Annotated in this window: 23 protein-coding genes and 1 pseudogene; 8 read left to right on the top strand and 16 right to left on the bottom strand. The window is 58.8% G+C overall.

The annotated features are described in order from the left end of the window. Positions 1-28 precede the first annotated feature (28 nt). The 12 genes and pseudogenes from O9X91_RS01365 to flgB form a co-directional block, all read right to left on the bottom strand. A complete protein-coding gene (locus tag O9X91_RS01365) occupies positions 29-991 on the bottom strand; it encodes a flagellin N-terminal helical domain-containing protein (protein WP_142912751.1) in 963 nt (320 codons plus the stop codon). 406 nt (positions 992-1,397) lie between these two features. After that, positions 1,398-2,273 carry a flagellin N-terminal helical domain-containing protein gene (locus O9X91_RS01360; protein ID WP_077983415.1) on the bottom strand — a complete coding sequence of 292 codons (876 nt, stop codon included), beginning with the start codon at positions 2,271-2,273 and terminating at the stop codon, positions 1,398-1,400. A 372-nt stretch (positions 2,274-2,645) separates the two neighbouring features. Next, a complete protein-coding gene (gene fliP, locus O9X91_RS01355; RefSeq protein ID WP_059760555.1) occupies positions 2,646-3,383 on the bottom strand; it encodes a flagellar type III secretion system pore protein FliP in 738 nt (245 codons plus the stop codon). Continuing rightward, on the bottom strand, positions 3,380-3,880 hold the full coding sequence (locus O9X91_RS01350) for a flagellar basal body-associated FliL family protein (RefSeq protein ID WP_077983414.1): 501 nt from the start codon (positions 3,878-3,880) through the stop codon (positions 3,380-3,382). The genes fliP and O9X91_RS01350 overlap by 4 nt, the downstream gene beginning before the upstream one ends. Before the next feature lie 27 nt (positions 3,881-3,907). After that, positions 3,908-4,627, bottom strand: coding sequence for a flagellar basal body L-ring protein FlgH (gene flgH, locus O9X91_RS01345; RefSeq protein WP_077983413.1), 720 nt, complete (start codon positions 4,625-4,627; stop codon positions 3,908-3,910). Then, positions 4,624-5,160 (bottom strand): MotE family protein, encoded by a 537-nt coding sequence (locus tag O9X91_RS01340; RefSeq protein WP_077983412.1) that lies wholly within the window; start codon positions 5,158-5,160, stop codon positions 4,624-4,626. The genes flgH and O9X91_RS01340 overlap by 4 nt, the downstream gene beginning before the upstream one ends. Then, a pseudogene (locus O9X91_RS01335) lies at positions 5,157-6,209 on the bottom strand (flagellar basal body P-ring protein FlgI); the annotation flags it as partial. The pseudogene O9X91_RS01335 and the gene O9X91_RS01340, both read right to left, overlap by 4 nt. 65 nt (positions 6,210-6,274) lie before the next feature. After that, entirely contained in the window at positions 6,275-6,763 is a 489-nt protein-coding gene (flgA, locus tag O9X91_RS01330) for a flagellar basal body P-ring formation chaperone FlgA (protein WP_080791378.1), read from the bottom strand. 20 nt (positions 6,764-6,783) lie between these two features. Next, positions 6,784-7,572: a flagellar basal-body rod protein FlgG gene (gene flgG / locus O9X91_RS01325; protein ID WP_077983409.1), complete on the bottom strand. Its 789-nt coding sequence runs from the start codon at positions 7,570-7,572 to the stop codon at positions 6,784-6,786. 17 nt (positions 7,573-7,589) lie between these two features. Further along, positions 7,590-7,925 (bottom strand): flagellar hook-basal body complex protein FliE, encoded by a 336-nt coding sequence (fliE, locus tag O9X91_RS01320; protein WP_142912753.1) that lies wholly within the window; start codon positions 7,923-7,925, stop codon positions 7,590-7,592. Continuing rightward, entirely contained in the window at positions 7,922-8,341 is a 420-nt protein-coding gene (flgC, locus tag O9X91_RS01315; RefSeq protein WP_065114841.1) for a flagellar basal body rod protein FlgC, read from the bottom strand. The genes fliE and flgC overlap by 4 nt, the downstream gene beginning before the upstream one ends. Positions 8,342-8,344: 3 nt before the next feature. Continuing rightward, entirely contained in the window at positions 8,345-8,737 is a 393-nt protein-coding gene (gene flgB / locus O9X91_RS01310) for a flagellar basal body rod protein FlgB (RefSeq protein WP_077983438.1), read from the bottom strand. 284 nt (positions 8,738-9,021) lie between these two features. Between flgB and O9X91_RS01305 the strand changes: the two genes are divergently transcribed. Beyond that, complete coding sequence (locus O9X91_RS01305; RefSeq protein ID WP_077983408.1) at positions 9,022-9,672, top strand: LysE family translocator; 651 nt, start codon at positions 9,022-9,024, stop codon at positions 9,670-9,672. A 167-nt stretch (positions 9,673-9,839) separates the two neighbouring features. Here the strand turns inward: O9X91_RS01305 and O9X91_RS01300 are convergent, their stop codons facing one another. From O9X91_RS01300 to O9X91_RS01285, 4 genes are read right to left on the bottom strand one after another with little or no spacing between them, the layout of a single operon-like run. Further along, the gene (locus tag O9X91_RS01300; RefSeq protein WP_089153246.1) at positions 9,840-10,403 is read right to left on the bottom strand and encodes a hypothetical protein; all 564 of its coding nucleotides are present in this window, start codon (positions 10,401-10,403) and stop codon (positions 9,840-9,842) included. A 3-nt stretch (positions 10,404-10,406) separates the two neighbouring features. Then, the gene (gene fliI, locus O9X91_RS01295) at positions 10,407-11,813 is read right to left on the bottom strand and encodes a flagellar protein export ATPase FliI (protein WP_142912754.1); all 1,407 of its coding nucleotides are present in this window, start codon (positions 11,811-11,813) and stop codon (positions 10,407-10,409) included. 11 nt (positions 11,814-11,824) lie between these two features. Then, on the bottom strand, positions 11,825-12,559 hold the full coding sequence (flgF, locus tag O9X91_RS01290; RefSeq protein ID WP_065114846.1) for a flagellar basal-body rod protein FlgF: 735 nt from the start codon (positions 12,557-12,559) through the stop codon (positions 11,825-11,827). Between the two features lies 1 nt (position 12,560). Continuing rightward, complete coding sequence (locus O9X91_RS01285) at positions 12,561-13,340, bottom strand: DUF1217 domain-containing protein (RefSeq protein WP_089153245.1); 780 nt, start codon at positions 13,338-13,340, stop codon at positions 12,561-12,563. Positions 13,341-13,526: 186 nt separating this feature from the next. Between O9X91_RS01285 and motA the strand changes: the two genes are divergently transcribed. The 7 genes from motA (at position 13,527) to O9X91_RS01250 (ending at position 20,282) form a co-directional block, all read left to right on the top strand. Further along, positions 13,527-14,399 carry a flagellar motor stator protein MotA gene (gene motA, locus O9X91_RS01280; protein WP_020010426.1) on the top strand — a complete coding sequence of 291 codons (873 nt, stop codon included), beginning with the start codon at positions 13,527-13,529 and terminating at the stop codon, positions 14,397-14,399. Continuing rightward, the gene (locus O9X91_RS01275) at positions 14,396-15,355 is read left to right on the top strand and encodes a FliM/FliN family flagellar motor switch protein (protein ID WP_162520463.1); all 960 of its coding nucleotides are present in this window, start codon (positions 14,396-14,398) and stop codon (positions 15,353-15,355) included. Before motA ends, O9X91_RS01275 begins: the two co-directional genes overlap by 4 nt. Positions 15,356-15,419: 64 nt before the next feature. Beyond that, positions 15,420-15,959: a flagellar motor switch protein FliN gene (gene fliN / locus O9X91_RS01270; RefSeq protein WP_142912755.1), complete on the top strand. Its 540-nt coding sequence runs from the start codon at positions 15,420-15,422 to the stop codon at positions 15,957-15,959. A 27-nt stretch (positions 15,960-15,986) separates the two neighbouring features. Beyond that, positions 15,987-17,030, top strand: a complete 1,044-nt coding sequence (gene fliG / locus O9X91_RS01265; protein WP_142912756.1) for a flagellar motor switch protein FliG — start codon at positions 15,987-15,989, stop codon at positions 17,028-17,030. Between the two features lie 125 nt (positions 17,031-17,155). Continuing rightward, positions 17,156-18,238: a flagellar biosynthesis protein FlhB gene (gene flhB / locus O9X91_RS01260; protein WP_077983403.1), complete on the top strand. Its 1,083-nt coding sequence runs from the start codon at positions 17,156-17,158 to the stop codon at positions 18,236-18,238. A gap of 5 nt (positions 18,239-18,243) precedes the next feature. After that, a complete protein-coding gene (locus tag O9X91_RS01255; RefSeq protein WP_077983402.1) occupies positions 18,244-18,681 on the top strand; it encodes a hypothetical protein in 438 nt (145 codons plus the stop codon). A gap of 308 nt (positions 18,682-18,989) precedes the next feature. Beyond that, the gene (locus tag O9X91_RS01250; RefSeq protein ID WP_142912758.1) at positions 18,990-20,282 is read left to right on the top strand and encodes a flagellin N-terminal helical domain-containing protein; all 1,293 of its coding nucleotides are present in this window, start codon (positions 18,990-18,992) and stop codon (positions 20,280-20,282) included. Positions 20,283-20,416 lie beyond the last annotated feature (134 nt).

The following is a 20,416-nucleotide window of genomic DNA, read 5'->3' as shown; positions in this document are numbered from 1 at the left end:
GGTTGATTTTTTCGCTTTCGGTCTTCGATTAACGGAAGAGCGACAGGATGCTTTCGGAGTTGCTGTTGGCGATCGAGAGAGCCTGAACGCCGAGCTGCTGCTGGGTCTGCAGAGCCTTGAGGCGGGTGGACTCTTCGTTCATGTCAGCGTCCACGAGGCGGCCGACGCCCTTGTCGATGGAGTCGGACAGCTTGGAAGCGAAATCTTCCTGCAGGCCGATACGCATGGAGAGCGAACCGAGCTTTGCTGCAGCGCTCGTCATTGCCTTGAGCGAGTTTTCAACCAGCGTCAAGGCTTCGGCCATGTTGGTGGCGCGGTCTGCGGCTGCATACTGGGTGATATCAAGCGTGTAGACGGACTGGGCGGCAACAGTTGTGAATGTTCCGGTCGTGCCGAGAATGCCGGTCGTGTCGGGGACGCCTGCCGAGTCGACCGAGCCGAAGAGCGTATTGCCGGTAGCGGTGCTGTCGAGGGCGTATTTCGTGGTCGTGACGTTAACGGCGCCACCGGTGGAGCGAACGAAGCCGGCAACGACCGACTTGTCCGGGGCCGTGCCGGGTGTTGCTGCGCCGAGGGTCGAAGCGCCTACCAGCCAGTTTTCGCCGTAGAAGGATGCGCCCTGTGCGATCGATGCGAGCTGCTTCTGGAGCTGGCCGATTTCTTCCTGAACCTTGGTGCGGTCGACGCCTTCTTCCGTTGCCGTGACCAGCTTTGCCTTGATTTCCTTCACGACTTCGATTGCCGATTCCATACCGGCAGAAGCGGTGTCTACCTTGGCGGCGCCGAGGCCGAGAGCGTCGGAAACCGAGGAAAGCGCCATGTTGTCGGAGCGCATGGTGGTCGCGATCGACCAGTAAGCAGCATTGTCCGCAGCTTCGCCAACGCGAAGGCCGGAGGAAACGCGTGCCTGGGTGGATTCCATGTTCTGGCCGATAGAGCGCAGGGTCTGGAGCGCAGACATTGCTGCGACATTCGTGATAATGCTCGTCATAGTAGTGTGCCCCTTGAATGGCTGATTAAAGAAGGGACATTCCGGTTTCACCGGGAACGGCGTACAGCATCATGCCTGCTAACTGGCTGATTTTTAACGTTAGCTCGCCGTTTCGATGTGCATTAGGTAACGCGGGTTTGGTTAATGAATTGATAAGCGTGGAAAGAAATTCATCTCCGGAAAATTTAAAATTGCAACTCTCGCGCGCACGCGCGCGTATCCCCGAAAGTTTAAGAAAAAGATAAGGCCGCATCCGTTTCCGGATGCGGCCTCGTGGATGCATTCAGTCCGATTCAGCCTTTCGGACCTTTATGCTTTCTATCCCAATCCGCGTTCGGTCAGCCCCCGTTTGCTTATGGGAAGAAATGGATCCCCCAGCCCCGAAGGGCTATGAGAAGCTCGGCTCTTAGCGGAAGAGCGACAGGATGTTCTGCGAGTCGCTGTTGGCGATCGACAGAGCCTGGATTGCCAGCTGCTGCTGCGTCTGCAGAGCCTTCAGCTTGGTGGACTCTTCGTTCATGTCGGCGTCGACGAGGCGGCCAATGCCCTTTTCGAGGGAGTCGGAGAGCTTCGTTGCGAAGTCCTGCTGCAGGTCGATACGCATGGAAACAGAGCCGAGCTTGGCGCCAGCGCTGGTCATCGCCTTCAGAGCGGCTTCGACGGTGCTGAGGTTGGTTGCGACGGTTGCATCGGTCGTCGTCGCGTCCATGTTCGCCAGAGCGTAGGTGGCGCCCAGAATACCGCCGGTGCCGGCAGCAGCTTCGAACAGTACGTTGGTTGCCGAAAGTGTATAAGCCGTCGTCTTAACGGACGTCGTGCCGTCAGCAGCGCGGACGAAGCCGGAAACCACGGTTTTGTTCGCGGAGCTGAGATCATTGAGCAGCCAGTTTTCGCCGTTGAACGAACCGCTTTCCGCGATCGAAATAAGCTGCGACTTCAACTGGGTGATTTCTTCCTGGATCTTGCCGCGGTCCGCAGTCTGTTCGCTGGCGGCAACGTATTTGTTCTTGATTTCCTTCACGACGTCGATAGCAGCTTCCATGCCTGCATAGGCCGTGTCTACTTTCGCAGCGCCGAGGCCGAGGGCGTCCTGAACGGCACCAAGAGCTTCATTGTCCGAACGCATGGTCGTTGCGATCGACCAGTAAGCAGCGTTGTCGGTAGCCGAGCCGACGCGCAGACCGGAGGAGATGCGGCCCTGCGTGTCTTCCATGTTGGAAGCAATCGAGCGGAGAGTCTGGAGAGCGGCGGTTGCGCCGACATTGGTGAGAATGCTTGCCATAATAAATGTGTCCCTTGTTTTTACGAAATACTGGAGTGGGGACATTCCGGACTTGGTATTACCGGTCGCAACGTTTCGGCTTCATGCCACTCGGTTCAGAAATTCTTAGTTTCGGAAACCAAACCCGCTGCGTGTGATTGGAATTTCGCAGCGAAAAATTGCGCAATTATTAATTTGGGCGCCAAGAAATACTGGAAAATACTTATGGTTACTGAGTTATTTAGTTAAATGGTGATTTTTCTGTTTATAAATATAGTTACTCAGGCCCTAGTGAAAATGGTAAACAAAGCATCAAAATGCGAAAACCCCGCTGCCGTTGGGCTGCGGGGTTAAAAAACAGGGTTAACGGGTGTCAATCCGGCACAAAGGCCGTCAGTTGAACGATCTGACGAGGCTGCCGACAAGCAGGTTCCAGCCGTCGATCAGCACGAAGAACAAGATCTTGAACGGCAGGGAGATGGAGGTGGGCGGCAGCATCATCATGCCCATTGCCATGGTGATGGTGGCGACGATCAGATCGATGACCAGAAACGGCAGGATGATGAGGAAGCCGATCTCGAAACCGCGCCGGATTTCCGACAGCATGAAGGCCGGAACCAGCACGCGGTAGTCGACGACATTGTCGGTCATCACTTCTTGTCCGCGCTCGCGGGCGATGTCCACGAACAGCTTCAGATCCTTGTCACGCGTATTGGCGTTCATGAAAGTACGGAAGGGCTCCGCGATGCGCTGCACGGCCTGCTGTTCGTTGATCTGGTTCTGCAGAAGCGGCTGTACGCCGTCGGTCCAGGCTTTGTCGAAGGTGGGCGACATGACGTAGAAGGTCATGAACATCGCCATCGACAGCAGGATCATGTTGGAAGGGGTCGAAGCCAGTCCCATGCCGGATCTGAGGATCGAGAAGGCGATCACGAAGCGCGGAAAGCTCGTGACCATGATCAGGATGCCCGGCGCGACGGACAGAACCGTCAGCAGGCCGAAGGTGCGGATGATCCACGCCGCGACGGAGCCGTCTATCTGCGTGTTGAACAGATCGGACGGGAATTGCTGGGCACTGGCAAGGCCCGGCAAAGCGAGAAGGACGGCGATGGTTACAAGAAATCGAATCATTCGATGACAAAGGTCCGGAACATGACCTTGGATACGCGCCCTTGAGAGCGCAGGTCAACTCGTTCCTGAATGTCATCCTTAAGATATTGAAAGCCGCGCGGGCCTTCGAGCTGCTGAAGGGAAACGGTCCGGACATAGGCGAGAATATCCTGGTGTATATCTTCCGCAAGCCCCACCTCGACCGGCCCCTTGAACATCAGCGCCACTTCCAGCCGCACCCAGTTCGTCGAGGGATAGGCGAGGTTGGTGGTGATGGGATCGAGCTGGACGATGCCGTTCGCCTCAGCCGAGATTTTCTCGATGCCCTCGTCCTTTTTTTCACCGTGCCCGCCGGCAGCGGCCGTGGCATGGGCCTCCGCGCCGGCGATCTTCGGCGCGATCATGCCGCCCACGAGCCAGCCGCCGCCCGCACCGACCAGGGTGAGGATGGCAACGCCTGCGATGGTCATGACCAGAGGGGAGGATTTTTTCTTGCCCTCTACCTGTTCGTTTTCCATGGGTCAGTCCGTTCCCGTGTACCGGCGTCAGAGCGGCGAGAACAGGTCGACGACCTGTTGCCCGACCGGGGGCTGTTGCACTTCCGTCAGACGTCCGCGGCCGCCATAGGAGATTCGTGCTTCGGCGATACGCTCGTAGGAGATCATGTTCTGGGCGTCGACATCCTGCGGCCGGACGATACCGCCGACGTTGAGGATGCGGATTTCGTGGTTCACGCGCACTTCCTGCGAGCCGCTGATGATGAGGTTGCCGTTTTCCAGAATGCCGGTCACCACGGCGGCCACCAGCAGCGTCAGCTTTTCGGAACGCTTGGTCTTGCCCTTCGCCTGGGTGTCGGTGTCGGAGCCGTATTTGATGCTCGAGTCCGCTTCCGGGGTCCAGCCGAAGATTTCGGCCTTGGCCTTCCAGTTCAGGCCGCTGGCATTGGTGCGGTTGCGCTCGGTCTCATTGTCGAAATCGGCCTTGTCATTGATCTGGATGTTGACGGTCAGAATGTCGCCGATGTTGAGCGCGCGAAGGTCCTTGAACAGCGCACCCTGGCTGTCGCTCCACAGCGAATAGCCGCTGGCCATGTGCTTCGGCTGCTTGGGATACATGCCCATCTGCGGTGTCTGGCTGAATTGCAGGCCGCTGCCGATCGGGCTCATCGCGGGCGCGTTGCCGATTTCCTTCAGGGTCTGGTTGTTCTGGCAGCCGGCAAGCAGAGCGAGCGGCAGGAGGAGGGCCGGAAGACGACGCGCGGTCATGAAGGATCCTTCGAAGTGTTTTTGTCGGTTGCCTGCGACATGATGCCGGCGACGGTTGCGGCTTTCGCCGCATCCATTTCGCTGAGGATCAGGCCGGATTGGCGCGGCGGCAGCTGCATGATGATGGCGGCGGCGATCTCCACATGCATCTTTTCGAGCTGGGGTGCTGCGGCATCCGGCTTCATCGTCTTGTAGACATCAACAAGATTGGCTTTCGCCTGGGCGAGAAAATGTTCGCGGCGCGCCAGCCAGTCCTCATATTCCGCCTTGCGGTCTTCCAGCACGGCAATGCGCTCATTGACGTCGGACTGCAGCTTTTCCAGCTCCTGCTTCTGCATAAGATAACGCTGGTCGCGGGCCGCATCGGCGATGTTGGTGCAGAATTTCTGGATTTCATCCTGCGTGCTGAGTTCGGACACCACATTCTGTTGGCTTTCCGCGCCAGCGGCCGGCAGAAGGAATAGCAGCGAGGCGACGGCCGCGAAGCGAGTAAGGCCATTCGGGAATATGTTTTTCTTCTGATGTTCCATCATTGCAGCACAAGCTCCGCCTGAAGGGCACCAGCGGATTTGATGCCTTGCAGAATGGCGATGATACCGTCCGCCTTGAGCCCGATGCTGTTGAGACCGGCAACCAGTGTGCGAAGGTCGGGACCTTCGACGATGGCGACCTTGCTGCCTTCCTGCATGGCCATGATATCCGTCTGCGGCTGCACGGCTGTCTGGCCGCGCGAAAATGGCGCCGGCTGGATGACCTGCGGCGATTCCGTCACCTGCACGGTCAGCGTTCCGTAGCTGACGGCGACGCGGGAAATGCGCACATCCGCACCGATGACGATGGTGCCGGTACGTTCGTTGATGACGACCTTGGCAGGCGTATCCGTCTCGACCGTCAAATTTTCGATTTCCGCCATCAGTCGCGTCAGATCAGCGGTGCGCGGCTTCTGCACCGCGATTTCCTGCGAATCGCGCGGCTCGGCGATGCCATCTCCGTAACGGGCGCGGGCAAAGGCGTTGACGACATCCGCGACCCGCACGGCCGTCGAGAAGTCCGGGTTGCGCAGCTGAAGGACCAGATTGACCGAGTCCTTGAACTTGGACGGCAGTTCGCGCTCGATGATCGCACCGTTCGGCACGCGGGCGGAGGTGGTGACGCCCTGCGTCAGCGTCGCGGCATCGCCCTGTGCGGAAAAGCCGTTGACGATCAGCGCACCCTGCGCGACCGCGTAAATCTGGCCGTCTGCGCCCGAAAGCGAGGTCATGATGAGCGTGCCGCCGCGCAGCGACGAGGCGTCGCCCAGCGAGCTGACTGTCACGTCGACACGGCTGCCGGGGCTGGCGAAGGGTGGCAGATTGGTTGTCACCATCACGGCGGCGATGTTCTTGGCGTTCGACTGGCCGCCCTGCGTGGTGATGCCGAGGTTTTGCAGCATCGCGCGCATGGATTGTTCGGTAAACGGCGAGGAGCGCAGGCTGTCGCCCGTGCCCTGCAGGCCGACCACGAGACCGTAGCCGATCAGCTGGTTGTCGCGCCCGGCCTGCAGCGATGCGATATCCTTGATACGGGATGTATCCGCATGGGCTGCGGGCAGCGAGAGGAAAGGTTGGGCCGAAAACAGAACGGCCGCGGCCAGGATACGAAGCACTCTCATTTCGCCATCACCTGAATGGTTCCGTCCCTCATGACCGTGCCGCTGACCATCACGCCGGAATCGATGTTGCGTACCCGCACGACTTCGCCGAGCGAGCCATCGGTCATCGGCGTCCCCGAAGCCATCAGCGTCATATTGCCGATTGTGAAGACGAGTTTGACGCTGGTGCCGCGCGTGACGAGCGACGGTTCGCGCAAGGCGGCAACGGGGATCGTGCGGCCGGGAAGCAGGGTCTGCTTGGAGATCATGCCTTCCACTTCGCTGATATCGCTCGCATAACCCGAGGAAATATTGGGATTGGTCACTTCGACAGGCTTCACCTGGTCAGGCGAGATGGTCTCGCCCGGATAGATGGTGCGCGTCGGGACCAGCGCCATCGGCGCCTGTGCAAGGGCGGGGGCAAGCGCCCCCAGCGAAAAGGCAGACGCAAGGCACATACGGACGAGCGCCGTTCTGCTGCTGCTATGTTTCCGGCCAAACCTCATGTTCGCCTGCCTTTCCGTTCTTACTTCAGGTTCTTGCTGACAATCGAAGCCATTTCGTCAGCGGTGGTGATGACCTTGGAATTCATCTCGTAGGCGCGCTGCGCCGTGATCAGATCGGTGATTTCCTTGACGGCGTCGACGTTCGAGCCTTCGAGGTAGGATTGCTTGATGTAGCCGTAGCTCGGATCATCAGGCACGCCGACGACCGCGTCGCCGGAGGCCGGCGTCTGGGCGAAGAGGTTGTCGCCCAGCGGCTTCAGGCCTGCTTCATTGGCGAAGTTGGCGATGGTCAGCTGGCCGAGTTCGGTGAAATCGGTGGCATTGCCGATGCGGGCCGTGACCTGACCCGTGCGGGTCACGGTGATGTCCTGCGCGTCCGTCGGGATATTGATGTTCGGGATGACGTTATAGCCGTCGACCGTCACCAGATTACCGTCGGCATTCTTGTTGAAGGCGCCTGCGCGGCTGTAAAGCGTCGAACCGTCGGCCGCCTCGATCTGGAACCAGCCCTGGCCGATGATCGCGACGTCCAGCTTGTTGCCGGTCTCGATCAGATTGCCCTGGGTGTGGATGTTGCGCACGGCCGAGGTCTGTACGCCGAGGCCGATATTGGCGCCCTCGGGCACGATCGCCTGGTTGGCGCGGTTCGGCACGCCCTGCATGCGCTCGGTCTGGTAAAGAAGGTCGGTGAACTCCGCACGCGCGCGCTTGTAGCCGGTGGTGTTGATGTTGGCGATGTTGTTGGCAATGACTTCCAGATTGGTCTGCTGGGCGTCCATACCGGTGGCAGCGATGGCAAGAGCTCTCATGTCAATATTCCTGTGGGCTAGATCTGCATTTTGGTAATGTCGAGATAGGCCGACACGATCTTGTCTCGGAGCGCGATGGCGGTCTGCAGCGACTGTTCGGCCGAAAGCATGGCATCGACCACTTCACGCGTGTTCGCCTTGCCCTGAATGCCTTCGAAGGAAGCGACTTCCGCCTTCTTCAGATTGTTCATCGCATCCAGCGATATATTGCCGAGAACGCTGGCGAAGCTTGCGCCCGTCTGCTGGGCGGGCGTCGTCTGCTCGCTGCCGAAAACGCTTTCCGTCAGCGAGGAAATACCGCTTGCGCCGCGGGTGAGCGAAAGGGAACTGACTTGCTTGATACCGTCGATCATTGCGATGCCTTCAGAAGGTCGATTGTGGAGGCGACGAGGTCGCGCGTCTGGCGGATGACCTGAAGGTTGGCGTCGTAGCTGCGGTTGGCTTCGCGCATGTCCGCCATTTCAATCAGGATGTTGACGTTGGGCATCTTCACCATGCCGTTGCTGTCTGCGGCCGGGTTGCCGGGGTCGTATTCGTTGATGAAATCGCCACGGTCGACGCCGAGCTTCTTCACCGTCACGCGCTCTACGCCGCTGACGCGGTCGAGCTCGGACCCGAAGGTGACGGTCTTGCGGCGATAGGGGTCGGCGCCGGGGGTGTCGCCGGTGGATCTGGCGTTGGCAATGTTTTCCGAAACAATGCGCAGGCGCGTGGACTGCACTTCGAGACCGCTGCCGGCGATCTTGCTCGCCGCACTCAAGGGATCCATGGCTTACCTCTTAACCGTCATCAGCATCATGCGATGGAAGGATTTGACGAGATTGGCGTTCAGCTCGTACTGCCGCTTGATCTCGCCGGTCTTGGTCATTTCTTCAGCGAGCGCGACGGAATTGCCGGACTCCTGCATGCCGATCTCGTTGTTGATCGGGTTGTCGCGCACTGCGATATTGTCGCTGAGGGTGCTCTCGCCGAAGTGGGCAGGGTTGGTCCTCGCCATGCCGACTTGCTGGCTGGTGGCCTGCATGACCGCTTCGAAAGGGCTGACATCCTTGGCGTGGAACTTGGGTGTGTTGGCGTTGGCGATGTTGGTCGCCACGACTTCCTGCCGCACGCTCAGCCATTCCGCTTGGCGGGATGCCAGTTCGAACAGTTGAATCGGTTGCATAGACTTCTCCATCTCGTATGCCCCGAACCTACGGGGCTAATCTTGCGTCAGACTTGCGGGGAGGGGAGACGGCGCTGGCCAAAGGCCGGAAGCGGGACGGAAGAGGGTCTGCCGAAGATAAAAGCGCATGTCTCCATTGCGGCACGCGTCGCTTTGAATGACCAAATGCGGCTGTCACGCCCATTCCAGAGAGCGCCGTGCAGGGTGGCTCGGAAGCGGATTCGATTCACCTTGAACGCGGCCCGATATTAGCGCTAGAGTGGTGAGAACGATGGGAGACAATCATGGATCTGGTAATTCCAAGTGCCGCCAATCTCGGCCTGTTCGTCAGCGCCACGCTGGTGCTGCTTCTCGTGCCCGGCCCCGCAGTCCTTTATATCTTCGCACGCTCGGTCGAACAGGGTCGTTCCGCCGGTCTTGTTTCAATCCTTGGCATCCATACGGCGACACTCGTTCATGTCGTCGCTGCCGCTGTCGGATTGTCGGCGCTGCTCGCCTCGTCTGCGCTCGCCTTCAGCGTGGTGAAATATGCCGGTGCGGCCTATCTGATCTGGCTTGGCCTCAAAAAGCTCTTCGGCTCGTCGGACATTCCCGATATCGAGGGCGGTTTGCCGACGCGCAGCCGCATGCGCATCTTTCGCGAGGGCTTCATCGTCAACCTCCTCAATCCGAAGACGGCCTTGTTCTTTCTGGCTTTCCTGCCGCAGTTCGTTGAGGTCGGAAGGGGCCATGTGGCAATGCAGATCGCTTTTCTCGGCATTCTCTACACGGTGATCGGCGTTTTGACGGATGGGACATATGCCCTTGTGGCGGGAACGGCCGGCAACTGGCTGAAGCGCAGCCCGGTTTATCTCAGCGCTGAACGTTGGGTTAGCGGTTTCGTCTATATCGGTCTCGGTGTGACGGCGGCTTTTGCCGGCAACCAGAGAAAATAAACCGCGGGACTCGCAGTAGCCGTCCCTGACGGCAACTGCGGGGACAGCCCAGATTACCGATGGAATGACGCCGCAAAGGGGTCTTTGCGGCGGTCATCGGGAAGTTTTGCTTTGGGAGTGTTGTCACCGAGATGCGCAACGCGGCCTTCCGCTCATGGGTGGCCGGACTATTTTTCCGGATGATAGGTTCTTCCGGAGGACGTCTCTATCAACCACTCGCCGTTGCGTTGCTCGATCTTCGTCAGCAGCGCATTGTCAGGCAGGGTCGAGCCGACCCTCACCATATACATGCCCGAACCGTCCTCAATTAGGGCGCGGCCATTGGAGACATGCAGCAGACGGAACGATGTCTGGCCGGGGAAGGGCTGGTCTTCGATCCCCGCTGCCAGGTCGTTCTGTTTTTCCTTGCCGCCTGCGTTCACGGTGGCCGTCGTTAGCATGTCGGGCAGCTCCGCCGGCGGCGGGGTGTCTTCCTTGTTGCGGTTGGTCATGGCCATCGGCGAAACGCTGAAGACTTCCCGCGGCCCGGTATGGGGCAGATCGCGCGTGCGATCGCCGCCCGCCACCTTCATGCCGAATTTTTCTTCGTTGAAAAACACGTACCAGGGGAAAAAGGCTGCTGCAGCGGCGAGCCCGATGCCCGTCCATGCGAGAATACGGTCGGGTGTAAAGAAAACCGGCTTCGGCAGCACGTCTTCATCGTGGCTATTGTCGTTCCGCTTTTTCCTCACGGGTCAGCCTCTCATTCTCGGGGTTACCTGCGGCTGACCGTTCTGCGCGCCGCCGCGCAATGCGGTCGCCAGGTCGGCATAGGCATCCAGCGCTGCCGGCTCGCTCGGCAGCTGTTTCAACGTTTCATAGATGATCGGCACCTGCTTCACCGCCATGTCGAGATCGGGGTCGGTACCGGGCCGATAACCGCCGATGAGGCGAAGATCGCGCGTTTCCTCGAAGCGATGCACCAGCGCCTTGAGGCGCGAGACCAGCTTTTCCTGATCCGGTGTCCAGGCCTTCTTGGCGAGACGGGAGATCGAGGCGAGCGGATTGATCGGCGGGTAACGGCCTTCTTCGGCAAGGCTGCGGTCAAGCACGATATGACCGTCGAGAATACCGCGGGTCGAATCGGCAATCGGATCGTTGTGATTGTCGCCATCCACGAGGATGGAGACGATGGCGGTGATGGTGCCGGTGCCTTCGGCGCCCGGTCCCGCCCGTTCCAGCAGTCGCGGCAGTTCGGTAAAGACCGAAGCGGGATAACCGCGTGCGACAGGCGGTTCGCCCGAAGCGACCGCCACTTCGCGGATCGCATGGGCAAATCGCGTCACGCTGTCGATGATGAGAAGAACATTGTCGCCCTGATCGCGAAAATGCTCGGCGATGGTAACGGCGGAAAGCGGGGCCATCTTGCGCAGCATCGGGCTTTCATCGCTTGTCGCAACGACGGCGATGGACTTGCTCATGTTCTCGCCCATCGTGTCTTCGATGAATTCGCGCACTTCACGGCCGCGTTCGCCGACAAGCGCAATCACCACCTTGTCGAAGGCATCTGCCTTGGCGAGCATTGACAGCAACGTGGATTTACCGACGCCGGAGCCAGCAAAAATGCCGAGGCGCTGGCCGAGGCAAAGCGGCGAGAAGATATCGATAGCGCGAACACCCGTCTTAAAGGGTGTCTCTACGCGCTTGCGGGTCATCGAGGGTGGTGCGTTGTTTGAAATCGAGCGGCGTTCAATGCCCGGCGCAAGCGGCCCCTGATTGTCGATGGGTTCGCCCAGCGCGTTGATCGTGCGGCCGCACCAGCTGTTGTCGGGCGCGACGCGGAAAGCGCCCTTGCGGATGACGGTGTCGTGAATGCCGATCGGCTCGCCGGGCTCGATGGGGCAGACATAGCAGATGTCCGGCTCCACGCGCACCACTTCGCCGAGATGAATGCCGGTCGCGCTGCGATGGGCGACGAATTCACCGAGCCGCACATGCCGCGACAGGCCGGAAACCGTATAGTGCCCGGCGGCGATGGTGCGGACATGACCGCCATGCGCAACCGAGAACTCCGGATCGGCATAATGCCCGGCGAGGCTCGCCAGCTGCGCGAGCTTCGGTGAAATGGCATCAGCCAAGAGCATGGATTCCGGCATTGTCATCAGTCAGTTCCTCAACGCGCGCCGCCAAGCGTCTTGATGCCCTCGCCGAAGGTCGATTCGGTATCGCGCATCAGCGAGGAGATGCTTTCAAAGGCGCGGTTGACCTGGATGAGCTGGGTCATCTGGGAAATGCCGTTGACGTTCGACTGCTCGAGGTAACCCTGAACGACGCCGACTTCATGGTTGTTGACCACCGGAACCGGCTGGGCCACCGGCTTCACGCCGCTATTGGGATGACGCAGGAAACCCTGCGAAAAATCCGCCTGAAAGATGCCGAGGGTAGCGACGATGTTTTCGTTCTGCCGGATGGCTCCATCGAGACCGACGGTGATCGGGCCGCCATTCGGATTGAGCTGGATCGGACCGCCGCCGGCATCGAGAACGGGATAACCGCTCGAGGAGATGAGCGCGCCGTCCGGACGCATGGTGAAACGGCCGTCGCGGGTCAGAATCTGGCCATCGGGGGTATCCAGCGAAAACCAGGCGTCGCCCTTGATGGCAAAATCGAAGGAATTGCCAGTCTGCTCGAAAGCGCCCTGACGAGTGGAAAGATAGTCGTTGCCCTGCGAAACGAAGGCCACCCGAGCGTTCATGTCATTGTGATTCTTGGCGACCATTTCGTCGAATTTCACTTCGGAACCGCGAAAACCGACGGTGTTCACATTCGCCATATTGTCGGAAATGGTGGTGAGACGGCGCTCCAGCGCTATCTGTGAGGAGAGGGCGACATATAGTCCGGATTGCATATCATTTGCCTCCGAGTTTCAGGGAGTTGATCGAGATCAGCAGGTCAGGGGAAATGCCGTAGCCGCTGGAGGAGCCGAAAACGGCCAAAGGGTCGTAGGTCGTCGAGGGGTTTTGCATTTCCCACATGATGGTGAAACGCTCGAGCAGCTTTCCAACCTTTTCGGGGTCCTGCAGATCCTTGATATTAATGCTCTTTTCGATGAGCGCCGCCTGTTTGTCGATGTCGGCCGCGGAAAATGCGTCGGGGAGGTTGAACGTTGTGCGAAACACCTGCGCGAGCGCGTCGTCGGCGAGAAAATCGAGGCCGGATGTGATGGTTGATGCCTTGCGTTCGAAATAAAGGGCGAGCCGGACACCGTTATTGTCATCACCGGCTTCCTGTTCCAGGGTCTGGCGCGTGTATTTGCTGATGACGCCCGTTTGGGCCGCGTCGACCGAAGTCGCCGCTGCGCCCAGGCCGGCAAAGTCCAGCGACTTCGCAAAATCTGCATAACGGCTGTCGGAAAGCTTGTTGGCGAAAGCGTCCTTGTCCGAGGCGCCTTCCGTCAGCACCTTGCGGATGAAAGCCTTCGCATAGGCCATGTCCTCAAGGCCGTGGGCCTTCAGCGCGTAATTGTAAAGGCGCGTATCGGCCATGAAGTCGTCGATGGATTTCACGTCGCCGATCTTCGCGCGATAATATTCGGTCTCGCGCGCCACGTCGGGCTGTTCCGAGACCCGCTCAAGCGATTTGCCGATATCCTGACTGATCAGTCTGTAGCTGGTGTAGGTGGAAGTCACTGAACCGCCGCTCTCGTTTGATCCCGATCTCAAGGCGCACGTCCGCCTTTGTCGGCATATTGCCGTGGCTTGCTTGTGCGAAACTGGCTGGAGACAGGAATGCGAGAGCGGCTTTGCGGACAGGTTCACGCAAGCCACATTTTTTAGACATGGCGCCATGGAACACTGTTCGGGCGTGGTCGATCAATGAATATTGTAATTGGACTTATAATCACCTTCGGCTGCATCATCGGCGGCTACATGGCGATGGGCGGTCATCTGGACGTGCTGGTTCAGCCGTTCGAATTGATGATCATCGGCGGCGCCGGTCTCGGCGGCTTCATCATGGCGAACCCCATGAAAGTCGTGAAGGATTCGGGCAAGGCGCTCGGCGAGGCCTTCAAGCATTCGGTCCCGAAGGAGCGAAACTATCTCGACGTGCTCGGCGTGCTCTATTCGCTGATGCGCGACCTGCGCACGAAATCGCGCAACGAGATCGAGGCCCATATCGACAATCCGGAAGAATCCTCGATTTTCCAGAGCGCGCCATCGGTTCTGAAGAACAAGGAATTGACCTCGTTCATCTGCGACTATGTTCGCCTCATCATCATCGGCAACGCCCGAAGCCACGAAATCGAGGCGCTGATGGATGAGGAAATCGAAACCATCCTGAACGACAAGCTGAAACCTTATCACGCGATTACCACCATGGGGGATTCCTTCCCTGCCATCGGTATCGTCGCGGCGGTTCTCGGCGTTATCAAGGCCATGGGCAAGATCAACGAATCGCCGGAAGTGCTGGGCGGCCTCATCGGCGCCGCGCTCGTCGGCACCATGCTCGGCATCATCCTGTCCTATTCGATCTGCAACCCGCTGGCGTCCCAGGTCAAGATCGTCCGCACCAAGCAGCACCGCCTCTACATCATCGTCAAGCAGACGCTGATCGCTTACATGAACGGCTCGGTGCCGCAGGTCGCACTCGAATATGGCCGCAAGACCATCTCCAACTACGAGCGGCCATCTATTGACGCCGTCGAGCAGGAGATGATGAACCCCGGCGGCGAAAACAAGGCGGCATGACGATGGCAAAAGCTGCAGCGCAACAAGCACCGGCCATCGACACGGCCCTTCTGGCAAAGTTGACGGGCGGATTATCCGATCGCAAGACGATCGCCAAGATCGGTTCCGATATCGGCCATCTCTACAGCGAGTTCCTGCCAGACATCTTCCACAGCGAGACCGGCATCGCGATCGACGTCGAATATGTCGGTTCCGAATCGGGACTGATGACCGATCTCATCGCCAATGTCGGGAGCAATGTCGCGGTTGCCGATTGTTCCCTGCGCAACTGGTGCCCCAATTTCATGATGACGGTCGGCAACGGTTTCGTCATCGCGCTCATGGAGCGCATGCTGGGCGCGTCGCCGGACATGATTGGCGAGCCGGACGAGCGCAGCCTCTCCCATATCGAGCTTGATCTCGCGGCCATGGTTCTTGGCCGCATCGCAGGTGTCCTGCGCTCCGGTGTCAACGCGCCGGGCGGATTTGAGGCAACCATCGATCCGCCATTCAATTCCAACGGCAAAAGCGCCTTCGACGAGATGATCGCCGGCCTTTACGGCGTGACCATCCGCCTCAAGGTCGATATTGGCAAGGTATCGTCGGAGTTCTCGCTGATCGTGCCGCAGCGCGCCCTGCTCAAGACTTCCATCGTCGCCCCCAAGGCTTCAGCCCAGGCGCTGAAGAAGCAGGAGGAATGGATGGAAATGATTTCGGAGCAGGTGAAGCGATCGCAGGTCACGCTCGAGGCGCGAATCAAGCTCGAAACACTGACGCTCAGGACGATTTCCAAACTGGTGGCCGGCGATGTCATTCCGTTTCAGGCTCTGAAGCAGGACGATATCGGCGTTGAGGTCAGCGCCAACGGTTCCAAGCTCTACAATTGCGAATTCGGCAAGTCCGGCGACCGCTACATGGTTCGGGTGAAGAACAATGTCAGCACTGACGACGAGATCTTACGACATTTGATGGGTTAAAATCCTGCCCGGCCTTCGAGGATTTGGGCAGGTTGACGCAAGTTTCAAAGGGAATAATCAGCGCATGGCTACGAAGAAAACACCTGTGACCGATGATGCGGCGCTGCCGTCGTTTGAAGACGACGGCGACCTCGACCAGGCTATCGGCGATCTGCGTGGCGTCCTCAAGACGGATGCGGAAGGCTCGCTCTCCGATTTCGGCGACTTCGGCGATTTCGGAACGGCGGACGAGGTTTCGACGGACACCGATCTTTCCGCCTTCGGTGGCGGAACGGACGATTTTGCTATGGACGATTTTGCCGCCGCCCCGCAGGTTGCGGGTGTGAAGGCGCCGCTTGGCAGCGGATTGTCCGAAAATATGGAAATGATCATGGACATCCCGATCGATGTCCAGATCGTTCTCGGCACTAGCAGAATGCTCGTTTCGGGGCTGATGAGCCTTGAAGAAGGAGCAACGATCGCACTCGACCGCAAGATCGGCGAGCCGGTTGAAATCATGGTGAATGGCCGCCGTATTGCGCGCGGTGAGATAACGGTTCTGGAAGACGACGATACGCGCTTCGGCGTAAAATTGATTGAAGTACTGAGTACGAAGAAAGCCTGATCCCTGTGGGGACGGAGAGGAAAGACCATGATGGACTTCGAGGATTTCGGTAACCCCATTGCGGGCAAGCCGTTGTCTCAGGCCGACAAGGCGGCCGCGGTGCTTCTTGCCATGGGCAAGGGCGTCGCCGGCAAGCTGCTGAAGTTTTTCACGCAGCACGAATTGCAGATGATCATTTCCTCGGCTCAGACCCTGCGCGTCATTCCTCCGGATGAGCTCGCGCAGATCGTGGCGGAATTCGAAGACCTGTTCACGGAAGGAACGGGCCTGATGGACAATGCCAAGGCAATCGAAAGCATTCTCGAAGAAGGGCTGACACCGGAAGAAGTCGACAGCCTTCTCGGTCGCCGCGCGGCCTTCCAGGCCTATGAAGCGTCGATCTGGGACCGTCTTCAGGAAGCCGAGCCGGAATTCGTCGGCAAGTTCCTGTTGCGCGAGCATCCGCAGACCATCGCTTATATTCTCTCCATGCTGCCTTCCTCTTTTGGCGCCAAGGTTCTCCTGACCATTCCGGAAGAGCAACGCGCCGACATCATGAACCGCACGGTAAACATGAAGGAAGTCAGCCCGACCGCCGCGCAGATCATCGAGAAGCGCGTGGTCAACCTCATCAACGAGATCGAGGCCGAGCGCAATGCCGGCGGCTCGACAAAGGTTGCCGATCTGATGAACGAACTGGACAAGCCGCAGGTCGACACGTTGCTCAGCTCGCTCGAAACGCTCAGCAAGGAAGCCGCAAACAAGGTAAAGCCGAAGATCTTCCTCTTCGACGACCTCATGTTCATGCCGCAGCGCAGCCGCGTCCTGCTGCTCAACGATGTTTCGGCGGATGTTCTGACCATGGCGCTACGCGGCGCCACGATGGAAATCAAGGAATGCGTGCTTTCCAGCATCAGCCCGCGCCAGCGCCGTATGATCGAATCGGACCTTTCCGTGCCGCAAGCCTCGATCAATACCCGCGAAGTGGCGATCGCACGCCGCGCCGTCGCTCAAGAAGCGATCCGGCTCGCCAATTCCGGCCAGATCCAGCTGAAGGAAGCCGCCGCGGACGACCAGTCGGCCGCCGCTTAAGCGGAAGCCGGTTGATAACCGGCTTTTACGCCGAAACCGGCCATTGCGATGGCCGCTCACGGGCGCTAGTTTCGGGATGACGGCCTGCCGGGATCGGCGGGCCTTTTTTATTTCGGGAACGTGCCTTGGCAGACGATCAGGACAAGGACAGTAAAACAGAAGACCCCACGGAGAAAAAACTTCGTGATGCGGCGGAAAAAGGCAATCTTCCATTTTCGCGCGAAGTGCCGATCTTTGCGTCGTCGCTCGCCTTTTACTGCTATCTGGTTTTTTTCCTGCCCGATGGTGCCGGCCGTCTCGGTGTCACCCTGAAGGACCTGTTCGGCCAGCCCGAACAATGGAACCTCAGCACCCGGCCGGATGCCCTGTCGCTGCTCTATTTTCTTGGCACGTCCGTTGCCTACCTGCTCATGCCGGCCATGATCATGTTCATCGTTTTCGGGCTTGCCTCGTCTTTCCTGCAGAACCTGCCGTCGCCGGTGCTGGAGCGGGTGCGTCCGCAATGGTCACGCATTTCACCGGCAAAAGGCTTCACCCGTATCTATAGCAAGCAGGGCTTTGTGGAATTCGCCAAATCGGTGTTCAAGATCATGATCGTTTCGGTCATCATGTTCTTCGCGCTTCGCGGTGATTTCTATAGCCTCATCGATCTGATGTTTTCCGATCCGCAGGTGATTTTCGTCCGGTTGGTTGAAATCGTCAAGAAAATGATGGTGGTCATCCTGCTCTCGACAGCGCTGCTCGCTGCCGTGGACGTCTTGTGGACGCGCCATCATTGGTTCAGCCAGCTGAAAATGACGAAGCATGAGGTGAAGGAAGAATACAAGCAGTCGCAGGGTGACCCGGTGGTCAAGTCCCGCCAGCGCTCGATCGCCCGCGACCGTGCCCGCCGCCGCATGATCAACAACGTGCCGCGCGCGACACTCGTCATCGCCAACCCGACACACTTTGCGGTAGCACTGCGTTACGTGCGCGAAGAAGGAGACGCACCTGTCGTCGTTGCCAAGGGTCAGGACCTTATCGCATTGAAAATCCGCGAGATTGCGGAAGAAAACAATATCCCTGTTTTTGAAGACCCACCGCTTGCACGCTCCATGTTTGCGCAAGTCTCGGTAGATAGTGTGATTCCACCAGCCTTCTACAAGGCTGTGGCGGAGCTCGTTCATCGGGTTTACGCCATGAAGTCATCGAAAATACGGGTTCAATAAAACCAATGAAAAAATCCGCCTATTCCGAACAGCGGGAAATGATCGTCGCAGAGGCGATCAACCCGATCGCCACCGAATTACGCTTGTTAGACCCGGCCGACCTGATTTCGCTGCTCCGATTCGAGTGCTACGGCAGCATCGCCGACCTCGTTTCCTCGGCGGCGGAGCTTTATTACCATCCTGGTACGATCAATTTCGGCACCGGCGGCGAATATAAGCTCGAATGGGAAGGCGCGCCGGAGATCGTTCTCGATCTCGAGCTGAAGCCGAAGGGCGCCACGGTCTATGCGCGATTGACACTCGCCAACGAGCATGCGGCGATCGAGATCAATCACGTCTCGTTTCAGAACCCTTCCGAAAACCCGGACGAGAATACCGAGTTTCTCCGCCACAGCCTGGCTGCTGCCCGATTCGTGGCCACCCGTCAGGGCGAAGCGGCTTAACCGTATCAGCCGCCACATCTTTTCATCAAGTAAGTTGCGCTCGTTCATATCACGGGCGCAACCGCGTTTTTCCGGTGCGTTTTGATCCGGGCTTGCCCGAAGCCTGCCGGTTTATGCGAAACCCGGCTGCGAAGGTCAGGAACGCCTTGCAAATCAGTCTCGTTGTTTGTTACCTATCGCATTAACGATTTGTTAACGAACGGCAGGTCGCGGTGGTCGGTTCAGACCATTGGCGATGCGCATGATGCTTCTGCTCGTTGTCGGCACCGCGCCGGATTTCTTTTTAAATTTTGAGTTGGGTGGACCCCATGACCAGCATTTTGACCAATGCGGCGGCGATGGCCGCGCTGCAAACCCTGCGCATGATCGACAAGAGCCTCGAGACAACACAGGCGCGCGTATCTTCCGGCTACCGTGTCGAGACGGCCGCGGATAATGCGGCCTACTGGTCCATTGCAACGACGATGCGCTCCGACAATAATGCGCTTTCGGCCGTGCAGGATGCTTTGGGTCTGGGAGCCGCCAAGGTCGATACCGCCTATGATGCGCTTGAAAGCACGATTGAGGTTGTCAAGCAGATCAAGGCCAAGCTCGTTGCGGCTTACGGCGTGGGCGCCGACCGCAGCAAGATTCAGGATGAAATCAAACAGCTTCAGGAACAGCTGAAGAGCATCTCCGAATCGGCCTCCTTCTCGGGTGAAAATTGGCTGCAGGCCAGCATCAGCAACGGCGGCACGCCGCCGGTTGAAGAAGCGATCATCAAAAAGGTCGTTGCATCCTTCACGCGCACGGGCTCGGGCAATGTCGGGGTCACCACCGTCGACTACACGCTCGACGGCAGCACCGTGCTTTTCGACCTCAGTGGCGGAAAGCTCGGGATTCTCGACAAGAACGCCGTTTTTGTCAGCAAGACGGAATATGAAGTCACCCAGACGTCAACGACTGCTGGCACGACGACGGATACGGGTTATGTCGTGCCGAAGCTGACCGATGCACAGATCGGCGCGCTGAATGCCGCGACGGCGGATACGAATACCGATCCGAATGTCTACGGCAACGGAACCGACAATTATCTGCGACTCGCCGAAAATGTATGGGTCAAGGTGACGGCGACAGATCCGTCGAGCGGCAGCGTCACCGTTTCCCCAGCCTATCGTGACACCGGCAGCAACGACTGGTTTTACGACACCAGCAGTGGAACGGTTTCGACCGGTCGTTCCCTCGAGTTTTCCGTCTCCACCCTCGATCTCGCCAAGCTTGACGTCGTCGCGGCAGCCATGGGCGGTTTTGCAGGCGGCGGCACGACCTATACCGATGCCGACGCCATCGACATGATGATGTCTTTCGTGGACAAGCGGCTTGAGGCGATGACTAGTACGGCTTCCAGCCTGGGTTCGCTGCAGAGCCGCATCAGCATGCAGGACAATTTCGTCTCCAGCCTGATGGATGTGATCGACAAGGGCGTTGGCCGTCTCGTCGATGCTGACATGAACGAGGAATCGACCAGATTGAAAGCGCTGCAAACGCAGCAGCAGCTCGGCATCCAGGCGCTCTCCATCGCCAACGCCAATGCGGAAAATATCCTCCAGCTCTTCAAGTAACGGGTCTGGCTGGCGTGGGCACGAGGGGATGGAGGGGCGCAGGCTTGCTGATCGAGCCCGCCTTCATCTTCGCACAAGTTTGAACACCTAACGTCGGGTCAATATGGGGCGGATTGCATGGCGTGATCTGGCCG

This window comes from Agrobacterium salinitolerans (assembly GCF_027498475.1).
Lineage (GTDB): Bacteria > Pseudomonadota > Alphaproteobacteria > Rhizobiales > Rhizobiaceae > Agrobacterium > Agrobacterium salinitolerans.
This window is presented reverse-complemented; position numbering and strand designations above follow the sequence as displayed.

What these genes read in the sequence shown, in the direction of transcription:
- fliE (WP_142912753.1), bottom strand. Translation starts at nt 7,925, where the DNA reads ATGATCGACGGTATCAAGCAAGTCAGTTCCCTTTCGCTCACCCGCGGC.
- flgF (WP_065114846.1), bottom strand. Translation starts at nt 12,559, where the DNA reads ATGCAATCCGGACTATATGTCGCCCTCTCCTCACAGATAGCGCTGGAG.
- O9X91_RS01340 (WP_077983412.1), bottom strand. Translation starts at nt 5,160, where the DNA reads ATGATGGAACATCAGAAGAAAAACATATTCCCGAATGGCCTTACTCGC.
- fliP (WP_059760555.1), bottom strand. Translation starts at nt 3,383, where the DNA reads ATGATTCGATTTCTTGTAACCATCGCCGTCCTTCTCGCTTTGCCGGGC.
- O9X91_RS01365 (WP_142912751.1), bottom strand. Translation starts at nt 991, where the DNA reads ATGACGAGCATTATCACGAATGTCGCAGCAATGTCTGCGCTCCAGACC.
- motA (WP_020010426.1), top strand. Translation starts at nt 13,527, where the DNA reads ATGAATATTGTAATTGGACTTATAATCACCTTCGGCTGCATCATCGGC.
- O9X91_RS01360 (WP_077983415.1), bottom strand. Translation starts at nt 2,273, where the DNA reads ATGGCAAGCATTCTCACCAATGTCGGCGCAACCGCCGCTCTCCAGACT.
- O9X91_RS01255 (WP_077983402.1), top strand. Translation starts at nt 18,244, where the DNA reads ATGAAAAAATCCGCCTATTCCGAACAGCGGGAAATGATCGTCGCAGAG.
- flgA (WP_080791378.1), bottom strand. Translation starts at nt 6,763, where the DNA reads ATGAGGTTTGGCCGGAAACATAGCAGCAGCAGAACGGCGCTCGTCCGT.
- flgB (WP_077983438.1), bottom strand. Translation starts at nt 8,737, where the DNA reads ATGCAACCGATTCAACTGTTCGAACTGGCATCCCGCCAAGCGGAATGG.
- fliI (WP_142912754.1), bottom strand. Translation starts at nt 11,813, where the DNA reads ATGACAATGCCGGAATCCATGCTCTTGGCTGATGCCATTTCACCGAAG.
- fliN (WP_142912755.1), top strand. Translation starts at nt 15,420, where the DNA reads ATGGCTACGAAGAAAACACCTGTGACCGATGATGCGGCGCTGCCGTCG.
- O9X91_RS01250 (WP_142912758.1), top strand. Translation starts at nt 18,990, where the DNA reads ATGACCAGCATTTTGACCAATGCGGCGGCGATGGCCGCGCTGCAAACC.
- flgG (WP_077983409.1), bottom strand. Translation starts at nt 7,572, where the DNA reads ATGAGAGCTCTTGCCATCGCTGCCACCGGTATGGACGCCCAGCAGACC.
- flgC (WP_065114841.1), bottom strand. Translation starts at nt 8,341, where the DNA reads ATGGATCCCTTGAGTGCGGCGAGCAAGATCGCCGGCAGCGGTCTCGAA.
- fliG (WP_142912756.1), top strand. Translation starts at nt 15,987, where the DNA reads ATGATGGACTTCGAGGATTTCGGTAACCCCATTGCGGGCAAGCCGTTG.
- O9X91_RS01305 (WP_077983408.1), top strand. Translation starts at nt 9,022, where the DNA reads ATGGATCTGGTAATTCCAAGTGCCGCCAATCTCGGCCTGTTCGTCAGC.
- O9X91_RS01350 (WP_077983414.1), bottom strand. Translation starts at nt 3,880, where the DNA reads ATGGAAAACGAACAGGTAGAGGGCAAGAAAAAATCCTCCCCTCTGGTC.
- flgH (WP_077983413.1), bottom strand. Translation starts at nt 4,627, where the DNA reads ATGACCGCGCGTCGTCTTCCGGCCCTCCTCCTGCCGCTCGCTCTGCTT.
- O9X91_RS01275 (WP_162520463.1), top strand. Translation starts at nt 14,396, where the DNA reads ATGACGATGGCAAAAGCTGCAGCGCAACAAGCACCGGCCATCGACACG.